The sequence below is a fragment of the Shewanella sp. MEBiC00475 genome (genome assembly GCF_005234075.1).
In the GTDB taxonomy this organism is placed as follows: domain Bacteria; phylum Pseudomonadota; class Gammaproteobacteria; order Enterobacterales; family Shewanellaceae; genus Shewanella; species Shewanella polaris.
Window position 1 is genome coordinate 2,746,097 of the sequence record NZ_CP039928.1, and the last position, 19,174, is coordinate 2,765,270.

The window sequence follows — 19,174 nt, forward strand, 5'->3', positions numbered from 1 at the left end:
CGTAAGATGGCTCCATCGAAACAAATGACGAATCAGTCAATAGTATTTTTGGAGTTAGTTATGAAAATGAATCACGTAGGTTTAATGGTTGGCGATATGGATACAGCGGTTGAGTTTTACACTAAAGCGCTGGGTTTAAGAGTTGTAATGGGTAACACTAAGGTTCAAGAAGAGCGTGAGACTGCTATTGGCAGAATGTGTGTGGCTGTATTTGGTGAAGGTTTTAAAGGCTTTAACATTGCCCACCTAGTGACGAGTGACGGCATTGGTGTTGAAATGTTTGAAATGAAAGAGCGCCAAGAACGTCATGAAGTTGATTTCACACGTCTTGGTATCTTCCACTTTTGTTTGCAAACAGATGACTTTGAAGGGGCCATTGCGCGTACTGAACAATATGGCGGTAAAGTGCGTATGGATATTATGCGCTACCATCCAGAAGACGACAGTAATCTAGCGCAAATGGTGTACTTGGAAGACCCATTTGGCAACTTGTTTGAGCTTTACTCACACACTTATGAAGAAACTTACGCTACTGATTACGAGTAAGTTTATCTGGTTACACATTAATTGAAAGCTACCTAAATGGTAGCTTTTTATGTCTGGCGATACATTTTCTAGGTTGCTTTGCGTGACCTTTCTGCTTTAGACACTCAGTTCACTTTAGCCCATCAAACACCTTAGAAAGCTTAGTCAAGTAACGCTTAGCTTCCAGTCAGTCGCATACGAAATTCCCGTTGTTAGCTCTATGGTTTATTGCTCGGTTGTTTGGTCACGATTTGCCTATACACGTTGGTGTATCCGTAATTCAATTGATTGGTTGTGCACTCAAATGAATACGATGAATAATTTACTAGATGCATAGTGGTTCAAGGGATTTTGCTGGTTATTTAGCACTATCTTTATTGTTTGTTGTTTAGGCGTAGACTTAAATTAGTCTATTGGTGGTTTTTTAGCTTGACTTAGGATGCAGTTAAACTAGTATATGGACATATAGACGTCCAAACGGCTAAATTACTTAAATTAAGTGAGTTAAATTAGTTGATTGGTATAGACTCCGCAGTTTTACAGAAGTTGAAGGAATACATTATGGCTTTTCATCATGCGCAACATGCCCAGTCGTTAAATCAGAGCTTGTCTGAGCTGAATGATATTAATGTGTCTTTTGAGTTTTTCCCGCCTTCAACTCCAGCAATGGAAGAGATCTTGTGGAATTCTGTTCGTCGTTTAGAGCCATTAAACCCTAAATTTGTCTCAGTGACTTATGGTGCCAACTCAGGAGTGCGAGATCGTACTCATAGCGTGATTGAACGTATCCAGAAGGAGACCAATCTAGTTGCTGCGCCGCATTTAACCTTGGTTGATGCCAGTGATGAAGAGTTAGTTGAACTGGCAAAGCATTATTGGAATTCAGGCGTAAGAGACATAGTGGCTTTACGTGGTGACTTACCTGATGGCAGCCCAAAGCCGACTCGGTTTGCTAATGATTTAGTGCGTTTATTACGCTCAGTTGCCGACTTTGATATTTCGGTTGCGGCTTATCCTGAAGTACATCCCGATGCGCGTAATGCTCAAGCGGATTTAATCAACTTAAAGAAAAAGATTGATGCGGGAGCTAATCGCGCCATTACCCAGTTTTTCTTTGATGTTGAATCATACTTACGTTTTCGTGATCGCTGCGTGACAGCAGGCATTGATGTTGAAATTATTCCGGGGATTTTACCCGTGACTAACTTTAAGCAGACTAAACGTTTTGCTGACATGACCAATGTGGCTATTCCGCATTGGTTACATCGCCAGTTTGAAGGCTTAGATGATGACCCCGCGACACGTCAGTTAGTGGGCGCAAACGTTGCTATTGATATGGTGAAAGTATTGTCCCGTGAAGGCGTTAAAGATTTCCATTTTTACACCCTTAACCGTGCAGAATTAACCTATGCGATTTGCCATACTTTAGGTGTGCGTCCAAAGTAAAAAACACCAAATAGTTACCACCTAAAAAAACCATTAATGAATATTTTAATGGTTTTTTTGTTTAACGATTCGACATTTTGGGTATTCTTTTTTGAACATTTTAGGTCTATGGTGGTAGAACAATAATTAATCAATAAAGAGGTGTGATGATGAAAACATCCTTTTATATGCTCAGTGTATTGGCAGGCCTAACAATGTGTAATGTTATGGCAGCTGAAGCCGCAGAAATATCTCCCCCACAACAAGCTACTCCAGCCGCCGCTCAGCTATGTACATCCTGTCATGGTGCTCAAGGTCAAGGCATTGGTATTACCGGCCCTCGTTTAGCGGGGCTATCAGCCGAGTATATCAACAATCAACTTAAGTTATTTCACGTAGGTAAACGTCAAAACCCTACCATGTCAGCAATGGCTGCTACGGTTCAGGGAGACAATATTGCTGTGGTTTCACAATATTTTAGTCAACAGCTAGTTGCAGATATTCCGCTACAATTTCGTGGTGACAAGGTTGCCATTAGCGATCCTTTCGAAGCATTAGCCTTTCAAGGTGATTGGTCGCGTACCATTCCAGCTTGTACTAGTTGCCATGGTCCATCCGGAGTAGGTGGTGGTCAATTTCCTCGTTTAGCGGGCCAAGAAGTCAGTTACCTTAAAACCCAATTATTATCATGGCAAAATGGTACTCGAAAAGGCGATGTTGATAACATGATGGGCAATATAGCGGTGAAATTAACGGCTGCTGAAATTGATGGTTTATCTCAGTTTTTTGCCAATATAAAATAAGGACATAGCGATGAAATTATTATCGATATTGAGCATTGGTATCCTGTGTAGCTTGCCCTTACAGGCCAATGAATTATTAACTGACATTTCGCCTAAGCCTGCTTCGGTAAAATCGTCTGACTCTTCAACGACACTCCCCGATCGTCAAGCTGCGTTGCCCTCAGTCGAGAAAAAAACAACTGATGAATATTTACAACTTGCGTCATTAACTGATATTCCCGCGGGCGCGTTTGGCGATAAAGTTCGTTTAGGTTATCAACTGTTTGTGAATACTCAACAACTTCGAGATAAGTATGTTGGCAATGATCTTAATTGTGTCAATTGTCATATGAATGCCGGAATGAAAGCGAATGCATCGCCTTTATGGGCTGCATATTTTGCTTATCCTGCTTATCGCAAGAAAAACGATAAAGTAAATTCTTTTCAGGAGCGGATTCAAGGCTGTTTTACTTATTCGATGAATGGTAAAGCGCCAGCATCAGGCTCACCTGAGTTAGTGGCAATATCTGCGTATTCATACTGGTTAGGTATGAGTGGATTAATGACGCAATATAATGTTGCAGGTCCAGTGCCTGAATTGTCAGATGTTGAGTTAGTTAAAGGTGCAAAGCGAGATGATTTTCCTATGCCTGCAGCCATCGCCAAACATCAAGATATTACAGCATTAAGTCAGCTTCCTGGACGTGGTTATCCGAAAACTCCGCAACCAGAATTAGCATATTCACCAGTTCGTGGTATGACCGTGTATCAAACACATTGCCAAGTGTGTCATGGTGAAGATGGCGAGGGACAAATGATTGCTGGTGTCGCCGCATTACCACCATTATGGGGACCACAAAGTTTTAATTGGGGGGCGGGAATGCACCGAGTGAATACCGCTACTGACTTTATCTATGAAAATATGCCGTTTGGTAAAAGTATCCAGCTCACTGTTCAGCAAGCTTGGGATGTCGCAGCATACATTAATTCGTTTGATCGCCCGCAAGATCCTCGTTTTGAAGGTGATGTCAGCAAAACACAGGCAACCTATCATAAGCATCAAGGGTATTATGGTCAGTCTGTGGCGGGTAAACCTATTTTAGGTTCTGAGTCTTATCCGGTTTTTCCGCTTAAAAATACCGTTAAACAGTGATGTTTTTTCTATAAAAGTAATGTGATTAAAAATACCCATCGAGTTATTGCTTAATGGGTATTTTTTAAGATTATTTGGTTTTTATTACAATATAGAGCTTATTTAAGATGGTGAAGAATGTCGGATCTCGGAGTTAAATTCGGGATTATCTTTATATATTAACTTTGTCTTTTATTTACCATCTGTTAATTAGAGTAAATTTAGTGACGATATTGACTCATCTATTTATTTTATTAGAGGCTAGGCTATGACACTACTAATCTCCACAGCACAAACTTGTCCACTCTGCCAACAAGCGAATGATTGTGCCATGGTACAAGGATTAGACATAAGTGCATGCTGGTGTGCTAAGCAACCATTGCACATGCCATCAGTTATTGCACAGAACAAAACCATAAATTTTTTGGCAGGCTTTCCCGACAACCAATGTATCTGCCAGTCATGTATGCTGAAATTGATGCAACAATCCGATATAGATTCCGTCGAAATATATATGCCATAACTAAGGGCCTAAATTAGAACCATAGCCATCATTTATTAGGGAAGTTTCTATGCCTGCGAAAGTCATCAATTTCAACGATAAGTTTACGCAGTTCAGCGATCATTGGTCTCCTCGTGTTATTGCGGAAATGAATGATTATCAATTTAAATTGGTCAAGGTTGAGGGTGAGTTTGTTTGGCATGATCATCCCGACACAGACGAAGTGTTTATTGTTATTGAAGGAACCTTAAAAATAGCTTTTCGTGATAAGGAGGTTACGCTGCGAACAGGTGAAATGGTGGTTATTCCTAAAGGTGTTGAGCATAAACCAATGGCGAATGAGCAATGTAACATTATGATTATTGAACCTCGAGGTGTGGTCAATACCGGCGAGATTGGTAGCGACCTCACTGCATTAAATGATCAGTGGATATAGTGGTGACTGATACAATTATTGGAGACGGGCTTTGACTAACATGATTGCAATTTAGCGCGACTGCTTGTTGGTACTTAAGCGTGTTGTTTTATAGGACATTACTGTTAATTCTATGTTAATTTTTTATTGTTAGCCTGTCGTTAGTCGGTATACTGAGAATATTGTTTTTTGGCAAGTAAGCCTAAAGCACGAGTAGATACCTTATCTATACCAGAGGATAGTAATGTTAAGAAAAATTCTTGTTGTCGTGGTCGCTATTATTGCGATCCCTTTTGTCGTGGCTCTTTTTGTTCAAAAAGACTATTCAGTCACCCGCACGATTACCATAGATAAACCCGTTACTGAGGTTTTTGATTATATTAAACATCTAAAAAATCAAGATAACTTTAGCAAGTGGGCACTAATGGAACCCGACATGGTGAAAACCTATCGTGGTACCGATGCGACATTGGGGTTTGTATCTGCATGGGCAAGTGAAAATCCCGATGTAGGTGTAGGCGAGCAAGAAATTATCGCCATAGATGAAGGCAAACGGATCGACTTTGAATTACGGTTTATTTCACCTTTTGAAGCGAATGAACCTGCTTATATGACCACAGCAACAATTAACTCTAATCAAACAAAAGTGGATTGGGGTTTTAGCGGTCATTTTGACTACCCTGCAAATTTAATGTTTCTCTTTTTCGACTTTGAAACCATGATAGGTTCTGACTTACAGCAAGGTTTGGATACGTTAAAAGTAGTATTAGAAAAGTAGTCTATTTTACGTTGGCGAGGATAATTTATCGAGGAGATGAATTATTAGGTCTTAGCTTGTCTTGCCATGATTGACTTAATCGGGGTAACCTAAAAATTAAATAGTTGCAATGGAGTTGGGCTGTTGCAGCTGTAATAAAAATAACCAAAATTATAATAATAACTAAACATTTAATAATAACTTCGACATTAGTCATTACTCATTATGAGGTTTTACATGGAAGCAGTCACAAATTTTGTCAGCATGATCAACAGTATAGTGTGGGGCGTCCCCATGTTGGTTATGATTCTAGGCGTCGGACTGTTTCTGTCCGTTGGCTTAAAGTTCATGCCTATTTTAAAGCTAAATAGAGGCTTTAAATTATTATGGTCGGGTCGTCAGGTTAATGATGAAACAGAAAAAGGTGATGTCAGTCCGTTTAATGCCTTAATGACATCGTTATCAGCGACCATAGGTACTGGTAACATTGCAGGTGTGGCGACAGCGATTTTTATTGGTGGTCCAGGAGCGCTATTTTGGATGTGGTGTACTGCATTGGTTGGTATGGCAACCAAATTTTCCGAAGCTGTACTGGCAGTGAGATTTCGAGAAAACGATGCTAACGGTAATCATGTTGGCGGCCCGATGTATTATATCAAAAATGGCTTGGGCAGTAAGTGGGCTTGGTTAGGCACTGCATTTGCAATTTTTGGTTCGATTGCCGGTTTCGGTATAGGTAATACCGTGCAAGCTAACTCAGTTGCCGATGCTATGAGCAGTAACTTTGGGGTGCCCAATTGGGTGACCGGCTTGGTGTTGATGGTGTTGGTTGGCGCGGTGTTAATGGGCGGGATTAAGCGCATTGCTGAAGTGGCTGGTAAGCTAGTGCCATTAATGACAGTGTTTTATATCACCGCGGGTTTAGCCGTATTGATTGTTAATGCTGCACAAGTACCTGCTGCTTTTATGTTGATTATTGAAAGTGCCTTTAACCCTGTCGCTGCCCAAGGCGGTTTTGCTGGTGCGGCGGTATGGGCTGCAATTCGTTTTGGTGTGGCGCGCGGGGTGTTTTCAAATGAAGCGGGTTTGGGTAGTGCGCCCATTGCTCACGCTGCCGCGCAAACTAATAATCCGGTTAAGCAAGGTTTAGTGGCCATGTTAGGTACGTTTATTGACACGCTTATCGTCTGTTCTATTACTGGTTTGGCTATTGTGGTTTCCGGTGCGTGGACCTCTGGCGAAAACGGCGCGTCATTAACCTCTCTGGCGTTTTCTCATGCTTTACCTATGGGTAATTACATTGTGGCCATTGCATTAGCCGTGTTCGCCTTTACCACTATTTTAGGTTGGAGTTTTTACAGTGAAAAGTGTGTTCAGTATTTATTAGGTGATAAAGCTGTAAAACCATTCCGTCTTATTTGGACCTTGGTTGTGCCTATTGGCGCAGTGAGCTCATTAGAATTTATTTGGTTATTAGCCGACACATTGAATGCGATGATGGCGATTCCAAACTTAATTGCCTTAGTGCTATTAAGCCCAGTGGTCTTTAGCTTAACCCGTGAGTATTTTATTAAGCAGCGGGCATTAAAAGTCAAAGCTTAATTCTGGGAATAGTGTGCTAGTTTCACAAAGCAGTAACGATGTTAAGTATATTCATCCACATTGATGAATATACTTTTTTAAAAGGGATTTTTATGAAACACACTTTTTTTGCAGCATCAATCTCAGCACTATTAAGCGCTTTGTTGTTGTCTGGTTGTTCTAATTTATCTTTACGAACTAATGCTGGTGAAATAGCAATTGGCAACGCTACAGTAAAAGATGTCAATACTTATACTTTGTCAGAAATGTCGAATTTCAGAGCGCGGTTTTTAGGTGATGTGACGACTTCATATTGCGAAACGTCATTAAACCCCGATACCTTGAATGATATACCGAGCCTTTCCTCCTTGACTCAGTCATTAAAATTACAGGTAGCTCAACGCGGTGGTAACGCTATCGTGATGAAGCAATGCGGTAAAGTCAGTTATCCAGTTTGTAGTGTGTATTTGGAGTGCAACGGTGAGGCATATGTTATTGACCGCGGTTTTTAATTTAATGATATTGGTATAAATTATTGAATTCGCCTATTCAGATCTGCAATAGGCGTTAATTTATTTTATTAAGCTAATAACAATACTTTTGCCAATATTAGCTTTAGAAGAACAATAGGGCGCGCGACCCTTTATTGAAGCTTGCCACTTTTGATCTGTTCGGTTAAGCCGAACATTCTATTCGAAGTTGTTATCAAACTCTGAATCTTCAAATAAATCGACCGCAAAGGTTGGGGTAACATGTTTGAATTGGCGAGCAAAATGACGCTGCACGCCTTTAAGATCGATATTGCCAATCCCTGATGCAAAGCCAAACCAAGCATAAAGACCGCTAATATCTGCAAACATTGGAGGCAAATATTTGGGTTGAGCAATAATGCCTTCTTGGCAGGCCTGATACAGTACAGGAATATCTTCAATGGCTAATTTTCCGAGAAATAGCATTGGGATTAGCTCAGGTAACCCAGTGCTGATGGCACTACGAATAAAGTTAATGTTTTCTACATAACCGCGCACATAAGAAATGTCTTTGGTAAAAAAGCTACCTCCGCCCACCATGCCACCACGAAATACTCGTTGAGTAACACGATAGCTTTCTTTTGAGCTGAGATTAAGGTTTCTAAAGTAGCGATAGACTTCAATAAAATCGGCACCTTGTTCAGCCATATCAACCGCGGATACTCGGTCGCTAATACGCCGAGCACGTCCTGGATTAGAGCTTAAGGTGAGCATTTCCATTAACACTGCTAATCCTTCTTGTGAAGCGGTCACTCGTGGTGAGCCAACACTTAGCCAAGTTGCATGGGGTTGGGCACGACCATTGAGTGTGGTGCCCACATGGACCCAGCCTTCATGTACTTCATAGACGTTAAGATCGGATTCACTGAACATGGCACGGGTGTTAATTTTGACAGTATCTCCACCTACGGCGGCATCTGACACAATACCATCGCTTAACTTTACGTGAATTTCATCGTTATGAAAATACTTCACTAAGCGCTCGCTGAGTACATTTACCGCTTCTGGAGCGGTGATAATCTTAGGATGACGGTGACTCATGTGGCGCGCTGCGGGCAATGAAAATATATGGCTTAAGCGATCGCCAAGTTGGCGTAGTGTATGACGATCACCGTGTAATTTGTGGCTTGCACTGCCGTAAAGTTCTTGGCTGAGTTGACCAAACATGGGTTTACCGCGATTGTGGAGCATGTCTATCACGATCCGATATTGATCAATGTTTGCCAGTAGAATTTTGGCTAATTTATCGCGTTTACCTAAGCCTCGCTCAATGGCACTTTTTAAGCTTAGTAGGTCGGTTTGGGTTTGCTGTGGGTTAAATGATAAAGGAATAGATTGATAAAAGTCATTACTAATACTGGGAAGCTGTTTGTTCTGCTTTGCTAAAAAATCCTCTTCAATTTGCCTAGGCCACTTTATCGAGTCTAGGATTTTAATCGGAGCTTGAATACGGATTAATTCATCAGAAAAACGACGAATATCTTGTTGATAACGCGATAAAGAGTCAGACATTGTTTTCCCTAATCTAGATAATGTTGTCAGCAGCACTGGCATTCATGTTAGCAGATGTTGAGCATAAAACAGCAATGAAAAAATGCAGTGTTATAAGCACTTTTTTAGTGCAACGCATCACTTTACATCGCAATTCTTCATAAGTATTTTATTTAAGTGACTTAAAATGTTGACTTATTTTCTTGGCATTAAAACTGCTTTGTCTAAAGTAGGTATATTTGAAAGGAACATTTATGGCAGCGATGAGCTATTTAAGTGTGATTGAGCGTTATCATGAATATGAACACTTAGTGCATGAATTATTAGAATCTATTTTGATTGGTGTGGGTGATATTAATTTATTCGAGCAACCTATTTCAGCAAAAGTTTTTGAAGACATGGCAATAAGCTATCCTTTTGTGGAGCTCATTTATTTGCTTGATGAACAAGGAATTCAGGTTTGTCCAAATATCAGCGTTGTTAATCAACAAGTAAAGTTATTAGCCTGTGGTCATCATGCAGATCGAAGTCAGCGACCTTATTTTACTCAATTAACTGCACTCGATAAAGTCCACATTACTCGACCGTATTTGTCGAACGCTGGTGGAGGCCTGTGTTTGTCTGCATCGCAAATGATTAAATCGACCTCTGGGCAAGTTGTTATTGTGGTTATTGATGTCAACCTAACCCGATTGATCGAGTTTATGATGGGTGACAGTGCTAGGCGTAAAATGTCTCCCTTTTTTAAAAGTATTTATGCTGTAATTGTCATCTGCCTTTTTGTATTAGTGAGCGTATTAATGTCGACCGTCATTCGTGATATTTATACTTTATTTAGCCAAATAACCGAGACTCCTAATCCGCTGCAGCCGTTTGGTATTATCATTTTTCTTACGCTAGCATTAGCGATTTTTGATTTGGGCAAAACCATTTTGGAAGAAGAAGTGCTAATGCATAAAGATATCTTCCGTCACAGTTCGACCCGCAGAACTATTACTCGATTTATTTCGACTATCTTGATTGCGATTTCAATTGAAGCTCTTTTAACCATGTTTAAAGCATCGCTTGGAGAGAAACAATACATTGAACCGGCAATTTTAATGATGTTAGCCGTGGTGGGATTATTAGTGGGTTTGGGGGTATATGTTTATTTAGGTGCTAAAGCAGAGCTACTGCTCACGCAAGCACAAGCAGGTAAGCACACTCGAATAGGACAAGGTAAAAGCGAGTAACAGTGACTTTAAACGCTTAACAATCACTTTAGACAACTGATTTTAACTAGACAGGGATAAACGATATGTTCGTTTATCCCTATTTTTTAGAAAAAGTCGTCGTCGCCAATTGCTTTACGTAATTGAGCTTGCTCGAGAAAGTCTTCTAATCTTCGTTTTACTTGACGTTTATGTAGCAATGTTTCTGCGGATTTAACGTTTCTAGGCGCTGTCATCGCGTCAATTTCTGTGTCATCAGGCACTCTATCTGTAAGATTAGCCATGCGCGATACCCTCATGTTGAATAAAAACGTGGAATTAATTCAATGAGCATTTTTTAACTAAAAACTGATCAATTGGAAAGCAAAATATTTTGTCTCTATTGGACAGCTATTTTTACCTTTCTACTTTAGCTTAGCAGTAAATATATTTCTTGCTAGTAAAGCCGTAAACCCGTGACTTAGAGTGTGTTTGGTATCAAATATCATTGATGTTTTGATGGTGAACGTTATAAATTCAGATAAAAAATGCCACCTTTCAAGAGGTGGCATTAATAAAGTTATATCTAACTTGAGGTTGTGTTAATTGTTATAGACTAAATCCATATGAATAGCCTAAAACAATTTTTGCATCACTGTCTGGCAAGTCTGTGTCAGACGCCATAAATGATACTGTACCCAAATCTGTTTCAGCGCTTAATGTAACGTTGTAGTCTGCATAAGTATCACCAAATAAATCTTCTACAACATCACCTTGTGAATAACCATAATGCAGTGCAAGGCTAAGTTTTTCTGTTAACGGAAAGCTGGCGTTGGCTTGAATATAGTTCCAGTCTGTTTCGTCACTTGCACCAGAGACATCAGAGTCAGCATTGATTACTTGAGAATAACCAACATCCAACCATTTCCATCCAAGTACTAACGCAACTTCACCAAAATCAATGCTGCCACCTGCATCTGGATAAGCATAATAAAGATAGCTAATGTCGTAAGTGAAATCTTCATTAAAATTACCACCGTAACCACCATAAAGGTCTAATTCGTAGCTAGTCTCGTCACCGAAATCGACATTAGATGCCCAAGTACCCGCATAAAAACCAGATTCATGAGCATAATCAATACCACCTTGAATGGCTGCTTCATTACTGGTTTGCGTAGTACCACGCCATAAATAGTTTGATGTCGCGCCAATATTGCCAGTGACTTCTGCAAGGGCTGAGGCACTTAGTAGTAAGCCGGTTGATAATGCAATTGCTTGATATAGTGATTTTTTCATCTTCATCCCTTAACGTTTTATTATCACTGAACATTCATTTATAAAATGAACTCAATGTTAGTTTGTTTGGAGAATAATTAGCGAAACTCATGCCAGTTTGGTTTTTTCTTAATAATTAGGTGCTTATATATATCTAGAACATTTTGTTATGGTTTTGTTGCCGCTTTATGATGCATGGCTGCACTTTTTTTGTGCAACAGTAATGTATGCTGAGATATTGGCTTAAGAGACGGTCAGGCTTTTATTGGCTTGATACACTTAAGGTAAAGTTATTGTTAATTTAAGTGTCAGAAGAAGATTAAAATACAGATATAAAAAAACCTCCACAGAGGAGGTTTTTATCAAAAAAATTATGCGCAATAATTAGTTAACGCTATCTTTTAGGGTTTTACCCGCTTTAAACTTAGGCACTGTCGCTGCTGCGATTTGGATTTCTTTGCCAGTTTGCGGATTACGGCCAGTACGTGCAGCACGTTGAGTGGTTTCAAATGAACCAAAACCAACGATAGAAATTTTGTCACCGTTTTTCATGGCTTCAGTTACCGTTTCTTCAAAAGATTTTAGTGCGCGGCCAGCTTCAGCTTTGGTTAGTTCTGCATTTTCTGCGATTTTTGCAATTAATTCACTTTTGTTCATATTGATATTCTCTGCTTTCCATAGAAGTGTTTTTAACATGATTAACATGCCACAAGCCATGCAGGTTTAAAAGCACTTTATCTTATAAATTCAGTATCGGTAATAGTTTTAAAGCAAAAAACCTACAAATATTGTCTTTCTTTACCCTTTATTTACTCTTCTAGCAGTTGGTACAGAATTTTCTTTACTAACTGTGGTTCGAAAGGTTTATCACATAAGGCGTTAACCCCCGCACTAAATACATTACTTAGGTGGGTGTCGTTAGCTTCAGAAGAAACCATCAAAATAGGAATATGCGATTGCTGACTATGATTTCGGATATATTGAGTTAATGCTAATCCATCTACCGATGGCATGTTGTAGTCGGTAATCACTAAATCGTACATGTTTTCTTTCATCAGGTTTATCGCTTGTTCACCATCAACAGCTTCTGTAATCAGTTGCATCCCTAAATTGCTAATAGTGCGTTTAATCACATTACGTGCCATGCGGCTATCGTCAACGACTAATACTCTAATGTTATGCACGTCAAAATGGCTTAAATCCATTTCGTCATTGCTGAGGAAGTCAATTGTTGAGTTAAGTGCCGTGGTTAAGTGATCGGCATTAAATGGCTTAGGTAAAATAGCAACAACGCCAGATTGCCTGAATATTTCGAGTTGTTCACGACGGCATTCACTAGACACTAGCATAAATTGAATGTCGCTTAATGAGGGTGTGCTTTTGATGTACTGCAGTAGCTCTGTCGCTTCACCATCTACAAAATGCAACGCACTGGCAATTAAGTCAGGTTTATGGCGTTGAATTATTTGTTTTGCTTCAGCAATCGTTGCGGCAGTTTGGATGCTTGTTACACCTTCTTGCTGAAGACGAGTAATAATAATTTTACGTTGAGTTTCAGAAGGCTCAAGTAATAAGATTGATAATTCACTTGGAGATAAACTAGTCATAATTCTCGTCCCACAGACGTGTTGATTTTTTGTTTTCTAAATGTTGCATATTGTCAGATTATACACTAAAAAATACTTTAAAAATCACATACCGACCGCGTAATAGTGGCATATGTTTATTTTTCAATAAGATAATCTCTAGTGGCGATCGATAACCCTACCCACCATTGAAATACCACCAGGCTTAGCAGCAATAACCATAACGGGAACAGTGGAATGTTATAACCCTGAAAGACAAGTTTTACGTCATCAGGAGTGATTTGATAGGCAATCATGGCTGTTGTAGTGATGGCGGCAAACCCAAGAGTTTGTAATCCTGCATAGCTGAGTAATAACACTTTTGTCCATGGGGCACGTTTAACTAAACCAATTAAGGCAGGTATCACCCCCAGCGTTATTAAATCAAACGCTTGAAAGGTGCTTGCTCGCCAAATTGCAATAACGGAGACTACAACATAGAGTGATATAAGAAGCATCACTCTAATTGGCATATTGGGTTCATTGTTTTGATTCATATTGGTCATCGAGCCGGATAATTTGAGGTAGAATATCTCACAAAATCGAATGATGGGTATATTTTGATGACAGAAACACATTTTTGGACGTTAGTGACACGTGATAAGCCCGAGCAGTCTTCTGCTGAGCTTGAATTGCGTTTACGTGAAACATTGCAGACTTTAGACGATGAGGCACTCAAAGCATTTGATAAAATGCTAGGCCAACAATTACGCCGCAGTTATTTATGGTCGATTTGGGGGGCGGCATACATTGTTACAGGCTGCGATTCCGATTATGGTTTTGCTGAGTTTAGATGTTTTTTATTGTCACTAGGTCAACAATGGTACGACAAAATTATTGCCAACCCTGATTGTTTGGGTGAGTTAGAACAATGGCCGTTAGTGGATGATTACGCTTACCCATTTGTGGAAGACTATGATTTGATTGCTGGTAAAATTTACGAAGACCGCACCGGACACGAACTGCCATTCGTACCCTCAGGGCTAAACTCGCCAGTTGGCAAAAAATTTAGCACCAAACCGAAGGTGATGCGCCAAACTTATCCATTACTGAGCGCACGGTTTCCTTTTTAGTTGTATGAAACATATACTACTGGGAGGGTTAAGCGTTGTTTTAGCTTCAGCGCGTTATAATCATTGCATACAATGTAGTACTGATTATTTTTTATTTTACGACAATGTATTTCGCGGCATGAAAAATTGCTCGAACAACTTGTCACTACCGACATCACGGTTTGATTAGGTAGCACTGCAGGTATTTTAAACCCTTTGGAGGTGTATTATGAACGTAAAATATTTACTGTTAGCGTCAATATTTTTTTGTTGTGTAGCCAATGCAGAGGAAGAGGTAACAGCTAATCCTGTTATCGAAGTTGGGGTGGTTAAAATTGAATGGCAAAACCCAAAAGATTTCAGTGATATCAAAACCTCTAATGAACTCCAATCACGTTTTGAAACTCGGTTATTTGAAACTTTAACCAATAATATTAACAAACAAGCTGAAAAAATCTTAAAACCAAATCAAAAACTGGAAATGATTGTGACCAACTTTGATTTGGCAGGTGATATGCGTCCGACCTTTGGTGCTACACCAAGCGATCTTCGTGTGGTTAAAGATCTCTACCCACCCAGAGCGACATTTAGTTATACCATTACTGAGAACGGCAACGTTATTATTGCCGGGGACGAAAAAATAACTGACATGAGTTTTATGTACAACACTCGTCGTTTAAACAATAAACCGTTTCAATATGAAACGACTTTGTTTGATGATTGGTTGAACAAGACCATAGCGCCTAAATTATAAAATCGCGCTTAAATTATTAATTAGTGTTTTATTTTTCGTCAAGCAGGTAAAACCCATTCAACGCAAGTTTTGCCTGTTTTTTTGCTTGAGAACTCAGGGTTGATAATTGGTATTCTGTTGCTTGTTGTTTCACTTGTGGTGGTAAAGAATACCGATGGAAAACAACCCCAAAGGATACAGCTTCTATAGACTCTTTTTCGATAATACTGTCAAGTTCGCTTACGAGCTGTATAGCCGTAATTTATTGTTCTAGTTAGACCAATTATCCAGCAATATTACGTTCGGTATTGTTGCTACAAAGAAACAAGTCTATGACGAAATAATGACAAGATTATGCCATATTAAGCAAAGCCCTCATCTTCAAGTATTGGAGGGCTGAGCATGTCATTATTTGGCAAGTTTAAATATTTGCAGGGTTTGCAGTAATGTTGCTAGCTTTTTAACAAAGGCTTCAAGTGTTTCTGGGGCAACATGAGTGCTGTTTTGCATTTCATCGAATTCTGCTACTAGTTCCTGAACATAAGGTAGAAAGCGGTTGCTCTGTTGAGTAAAACCTTGTTCTTCAGTAAAAATCGCGACAAATTTCCCGTGACCTGCTTTACGCAGTTCATCTAGGCGAGCGTCTGAATCAATGGCTTGTCTATAGGCTATTTGCAGGTTTTCTTTTATTTGTAGAAAAACATTGGTGTACGGCATAATTGCCTCATAGTGCATGTATTAAGAATAAGGCTAATTATAAGGAGCTGTTATGCCGGCAACAAGGAAAAGTCCGCTTATTTTCAATATCAGTTTGATTTATCGTCATTTACAACGTGATTGCTACGGGTTAGTGGCACTTGCATTGTGTTTTGTCTCTGCCCCTGCAGCAGCTGTTGACTCTCCAGTATTTTATAAAATTCAATATCAGCAACAGCAGGCTTATTTATTAGGTTCCATACACATTGGTCGTCAAGATTTTTACCCATTAGCGCAGCATATTGAATCAGCATTTACACAATCGGACGCATTGGTGGTTGAAGCTGATGTTAGCCAAGGTGATACTGGCGCATTATTGCAGCAATATGGAGGTTTATCTGCTCATATTGCCGCAGACGTAGATGCGACTAGAGGTATTTTTTGTCAAAGTAATCAGGCCTTGTGTCAAACGTTAGCACCTTATGCACCTTGGTTGCAGTCAGCGCAAATTAGTATAGGCCGTTTTGCGCAATTAGGTTACAGCGCCGAGCAAGGGGTGGATGCTTATTTTATGGCAAATCGCGGTGATAAAGCTTTGATTGAACTTGAGAGTATTCAGTTTCAGTTTGAATTGATTTCGTCATTTTCAACGGCGACTCAGTTACAAATGCTCGACGAATCGATAAATGCGAGCGATGCTGAAATGCTAGATTTAATCTATGCATGGCGACAAGGGGATGACAGTGCGCTGGCGACAATTATGGAAGCACAAGCAGGCGACACTGATGAATTACTTGAAAAGTTACTTTGGCAACGTAATCAAACCATGACACACAAAATCATCCAGTTGTTACAAAATAAAACCCAAAAGCAATTATTCATAGTTGTAGGAGCGGGCCATATTGTGGGTCGACAAGCCATTCCTGATTTACTGATACAACAAGGTGCAACTGTCACTCGTTGTACCATCTTGCAGTGCTAATGTTGGTTCGCTTAGGTGTGGTTTTAGTCTAACAACTTAATTTTTAGTGATAATTTACCGCCCGCGTCAGCAATGCATATTGTGATTTGCAAGATATTATCTGTGTTAGAGACGTGTTGTGAAAATATGGCTCGCGGAATCCACTCTTCGTTGCAACGTAATTATTCTTAGTAGAAACGTAATTATTATGCAAAAATTTTTTGATTGAAATTATCAACATTTCTATGTTGCATCATATTGGCTAGGAAAGTTAAGTTAGCTGTTTTATATCAGTTGCCGGGATAGTTGCGTCGAGCAATGATGTGCTGGTTTAAGCAATCTCATTGGTAACGACATACTGTTTTAAACGTATTCAACAATTAGCGGTTTAGCAATACCAAGACTCTAAGGTATAATGATCTACTAACCGTTTTGCAGCACATACTTTTTGCTGCCTATTTAAGGTACAACATTGTGAGCCACGACTACGCTATCGAATTAAAAGCGATGCCTTCGCTTTTGTCTTTGTATCGCAAAATCCTGTTTGGGCGTAAACCGGGATGGGATCATCAACCGCTTCCTAATATTTATGTACAAGCACCAAATGTGATCTTGTCTCAAGATAAAATTCGCCAATATGCTGAAGTGTGTGGTTTCGAATACGATGGTGTAGTGTTGCCGCCAACGTATTTGTATGTCTGGGCATTTCGTTTACATGCAATGATATTTATACATAAAGCAGTTACTTTTCCGTTGCTTGGAATGATCCACTTAAAAAATAGTATCAGTGTATTTCGCCCCGTGAGAGCGGATGAAACCTTGACTGTACAATGTGAGCTTGCTGCAAGCCGCACCACTGATGCCGGACTTGAGTTTGAGTTAGTCTCTAAAGTGTTTGTCGGCGAAGAATTGGTGTGGCAAGCGCTATCAACTTACTTATATCGCATTGGGTCAGCTGGACGTCGAACTCGTCCACCTAAAGCCTCTGAGATGGCATGGGAAAACGTACAGCAATGGCGTTTAACTGATGATTTAGGTCGTCGTTATGCTAAAGCATCGGGTGATTATAACTTAATTCACTTACACCCTTTATTATCAAAACGCTTTGGTTTTGATCGAGTGTTGGCGCATGGTATGTGGTCTAAGGCGCGTGCCTTATCTCACTTAATGCCGTCTATCGGTGAGAGACCTTTTCAAGTGGATGTCGAATTTAAGCTGCCGGTATTTATGCCATCTGAAGTGACATTTGCATTCGAAAGCATTGAAAATGGTAAGCGTTTTGAAATGCGTGATGTTAAAGGTCGTAGACCACATTTACAGGGCAACATGACTTACTTATAAGCATACTACCCTCAGTTCTGGAATCAATAATCTTTGTTTCGCCATCAGCTTAGTGCCGACTGACAATAGGCATATTGACGCGTTAATATGCCTATTGGGTAAAACATATGACAAGCTTGATATTGTAGACTTGAATTAATTCTATTTTTAATGAGTGACTCTATCTCATTAGAATGAAAATGAGTTAAATTGCCGTGGCAGAACCGCTCAGGTTAATTACCTGAGCTTTTTTTATGGCTGTTTAAGGTACCGCATGGCCCATTGCTGCTTGCCAAATACTAAACCATTGTTGGCGGTCTAAGTGGATGTTGGCTGAATTTACTGCGCTGGTTATGCGTTCTAGATTACCACTGCCGATAATAGGCGCAGGGCAACTAGGATGCATACGAATCCAAGCGTAGATCACTTGGCTAATGTCTTCTGTTCCGACTTTTTGTGCGACATCGTGTAAGGTGTTGCGAATGCGCAGTGCTTGAGGTGTGTTCGAGGACAATAATTCCCCACCTCCCAAACAAGACCATGCCATAGGTGTTATACGGTGTTGTTGACATTGGTCGAGCACTCCATCATGCAAGCTTTGCATGGCCAAAGGCGATATTTCAACTTGATTTGTGATCAGCGGAGCTTGGAGTCGTGATTGTAATAAATTAAATTGGTTAGTGGTAAAGTTAGATACACCAAAATGGCTGACTTTACCTTGGGCATGCAATAACTCAAAAGCTTCTGCTATCTCGTCTGCGTTCATCAATGGATCGGGACGATGAATCAGTAGCACATCTAAATATTCGGTTTTTAATTTGGTGAGAGAATTTTCAACACTTTGAATAATGTTTATTTTACTGGTGTCATAATGATTGACGTAGCGACCATCATAACCATTAAATTCTGGTTTAATACCACACTTACTGATTAGCTGCATTTGTTGACGTAATTGCGGTTTTAGCGCTAAAGCTTCACCAAATAGGGTTTCACATTGATACACCCCATAAATATCGGCATGATCCATGCTGGTTACACCAAGTTCAAGATAATGCTCTATTAAGCCAAGGCGTTGTTGTAATGACATATTCCAAGAATCAATCCGCCAAAAGCCGGCTATAAAATCTGAAAACATAAATGCAGGTGAAGTCATGATTAGTTACTTATTATCGAAGGTCATAA

Annotated in this window: 22 protein-coding genes; 14 read left to right on the forward strand and 8 right to left on the reverse strand. The window is 39.8% G+C overall.

The window, feature by feature from the left end:
- Nucleotides 1–60: 60 nt before the first annotated feature.
- The 9 genes from FCN25_RS12140 (at nt 61) to FCN25_RS12180 (ending at nt 7,631) form a co-directional block, all read left to right on the forward strand.
- On the forward strand, nt 61–546 hold the full coding sequence (locus FCN25_RS12140) for a VOC family protein (RefSeq protein WP_137225114.1): 486 nt from the start codon (nt 61–63) through the stop codon (nt 544–546).
- 540 nt (nt 547–1,086) lie between these two features.
- Nucleotides 1,087–1,971 carry a methylenetetrahydrofolate reductase gene (gene metF, locus FCN25_RS12145; protein WP_137225116.1) on the forward strand — a complete coding sequence of 295 codons (885 nt, stop codon included), beginning with the start codon at nt 1,087–1,089 and terminating at the stop codon, nt 1,969–1,971.
- Nucleotides 1,972–2,120: 149 nt separating this feature from the next.
- On the forward strand, nt 2,121–2,753 hold the full coding sequence (locus FCN25_RS12150) for a c-type cytochrome (protein ID WP_137227397.1): 633 nt from the start codon (nt 2,121–2,123) through the stop codon (nt 2,751–2,753).
- A gap of 10 nt (nt 2,754–2,763) precedes the next feature.
- Nucleotides 2,764–3,885, forward strand: coding sequence for a c-type cytochrome (locus tag FCN25_RS12155; protein WP_137225118.1), 1,122 nt, complete (start codon nt 2,764–2,766; stop codon nt 3,883–3,885).
- A 310-nt stretch (nt 3,886–4,195) separates the two neighbouring features.
- The gene (locus FCN25_RS12160; protein WP_254693777.1) at nt 4,196–4,387 is read left to right on the forward strand and encodes a cysteine-rich CWC family protein; all 192 of its coding nucleotides are present in this window, start codon (nt 4,196–4,198) and stop codon (nt 4,385–4,387) included.
- Between the two features lie 49 nt (nt 4,388–4,436).
- Nucleotides 4,437–4,802: a cupin domain-containing protein gene (locus FCN25_RS12165; protein WP_137225122.1), complete on the forward strand. Its 366-nt coding sequence runs from the start codon at nt 4,437–4,439 to the stop codon at nt 4,800–4,802.
- 223 nt (nt 4,803–5,025) lie between these two features.
- Nucleotides 5,026–5,559, forward strand: a complete 534-nt coding sequence (locus tag FCN25_RS12170; RefSeq protein WP_175405864.1) for an SRPBCC family protein — start codon at nt 5,026–5,028, stop codon at nt 5,557–5,559.
- Between the two features lie 216 nt (nt 5,560–5,775).
- A complete protein-coding gene (locus FCN25_RS12175) occupies nt 5,776–7,140 on the forward strand; it encodes a sodium:alanine symporter family protein (protein WP_137225126.1) in 1,365 nt (454 codons plus the stop codon).
- Between the two features lie 92 nt (nt 7,141–7,232).
- A complete protein-coding gene (locus tag FCN25_RS12180; RefSeq protein ID WP_137225128.1) occupies nt 7,233–7,631 on the forward strand; it encodes a hypothetical protein in 399 nt (132 codons plus the stop codon).
- A gap of 177 nt (nt 7,632–7,808) precedes the next feature.
- On the opposite strand, the gene FCN25_RS12185 is transcribed toward FCN25_RS12180, so the two are convergent.
- Nucleotides 7,809–9,161: a flavohemoglobin expression-modulating QEGLA motif protein gene (locus FCN25_RS12185; protein WP_137225130.1), complete on the reverse strand. Its 1,353-nt coding sequence runs from the start codon at nt 9,159–9,161 to the stop codon at nt 7,809–7,811.
- A gap of 233 nt (nt 9,162–9,394) precedes the next feature.
- On the opposite strand from FCN25_RS12185, the gene FCN25_RS12190 reads away from it, so the two are divergent.
- Nucleotides 9,395–10,372: a PDC sensor domain-containing protein gene (locus tag FCN25_RS12190; RefSeq protein WP_137225132.1), complete on the forward strand. Its 978-nt coding sequence runs from the start codon at nt 9,395–9,397 to the stop codon at nt 10,370–10,372.
- Between the two features lie 86 nt (nt 10,373–10,458).
- On the opposite strand, the gene FCN25_RS20930 is transcribed toward FCN25_RS12190, so the two are convergent.
- The 5 genes from FCN25_RS20930 to FCN25_RS12210 all read right to left on the reverse strand — a co-directional run bounded on the left by FCN25_RS20930 (nt 10,459) and on the right by FCN25_RS12210 (nt 13,727).
- A complete protein-coding gene (locus FCN25_RS20930; RefSeq protein ID WP_167496055.1) occupies nt 10,459–10,635 on the reverse strand; it encodes a PA3496 family putative envelope integrity protein in 177 nt (58 codons plus the stop codon).
- A gap of 304 nt (nt 10,636–10,939) precedes the next feature.
- Nucleotides 10,940–11,626: a TorF family putative porin gene (locus tag FCN25_RS12195; RefSeq protein ID WP_137225135.1), complete on the reverse strand. Its 687-nt coding sequence runs from the start codon at nt 11,624–11,626 to the stop codon at nt 10,940–10,942.
- A 363-nt stretch (nt 11,627–11,989) separates the two neighbouring features.
- Nucleotides 11,990–12,262: an HU family DNA-binding protein gene (locus FCN25_RS12200; protein ID WP_137227398.1), complete on the reverse strand. Its 273-nt coding sequence runs from the start codon at nt 12,260–12,262 to the stop codon at nt 11,990–11,992.
- 152 nt (nt 12,263–12,414) lie between these two features.
- Entirely contained in the window at nt 12,415–13,212 is a 798-nt protein-coding gene (locus FCN25_RS12205) for a response regulator (RefSeq protein WP_137225137.1), read from the reverse strand.
- Nucleotides 13,213–13,328: 116 nt separating this feature from the next.
- Nucleotides 13,329–13,727: a hypothetical protein gene (locus FCN25_RS12210; RefSeq protein WP_254693637.1), complete on the reverse strand. Its 399-nt coding sequence runs from the start codon at nt 13,725–13,727 to the stop codon at nt 13,329–13,331.
- A 66-nt stretch (nt 13,728–13,793) separates the two neighbouring features.
- Between FCN25_RS12210 and FCN25_RS12215 the strand changes: the two genes are divergently transcribed.
- Entirely contained in the window at nt 13,794–14,303 is a 510-nt protein-coding gene (locus FCN25_RS12215; protein ID WP_137225141.1) for a DUF4240 domain-containing protein, read from the forward strand.
- Between the two features lie 208 nt (nt 14,304–14,511).
- Entirely contained in the window at nt 14,512–15,036 is a 525-nt protein-coding gene (locus tag FCN25_RS12220; protein WP_137225143.1) for a DUF3016 domain-containing protein, read from the forward strand.
- 387 nt (nt 15,037–15,423) lie between these two features.
- Here FCN25_RS12220 and FCN25_RS12225 read toward each other — a convergent pair whose 3' ends face one another.
- Nucleotides 15,424–15,732: a prephenate dehydrogenase gene (locus tag FCN25_RS12225; protein WP_137225145.1), complete on the reverse strand. Its 309-nt coding sequence runs from the start codon at nt 15,730–15,732 to the stop codon at nt 15,424–15,426.
- 52 nt (nt 15,733–15,784) lie between these two features.
- Between FCN25_RS12225 and FCN25_RS12230 the strand changes: the two genes are divergently transcribed.
- Entirely contained in the window at nt 15,785–16,693 is a 909-nt protein-coding gene (locus FCN25_RS12230; protein ID WP_137225147.1) for a TraB/GumN family protein, read from the forward strand.
- Between the two features lie 486 nt (nt 16,694–17,179).
- Entirely contained in the window at nt 17,180–18,013 is an 834-nt protein-coding gene (locus tag FCN25_RS12235) for a MaoC/PaaZ C-terminal domain-containing protein (protein WP_137227399.1), read from the forward strand.
- Between the two features lie 241 nt (nt 18,014–18,254).
- Here FCN25_RS12235 and FCN25_RS12240 read toward each other — a convergent pair whose 3' ends face one another.
- A complete protein-coding gene (locus FCN25_RS12240; protein ID WP_137225149.1) occupies nt 18,255–19,145 on the reverse strand; it encodes an aldo/keto reductase family oxidoreductase in 891 nt (296 codons plus the stop codon).
- Nucleotides 19,146–19,174: the final 29 nt, after the last annotated feature.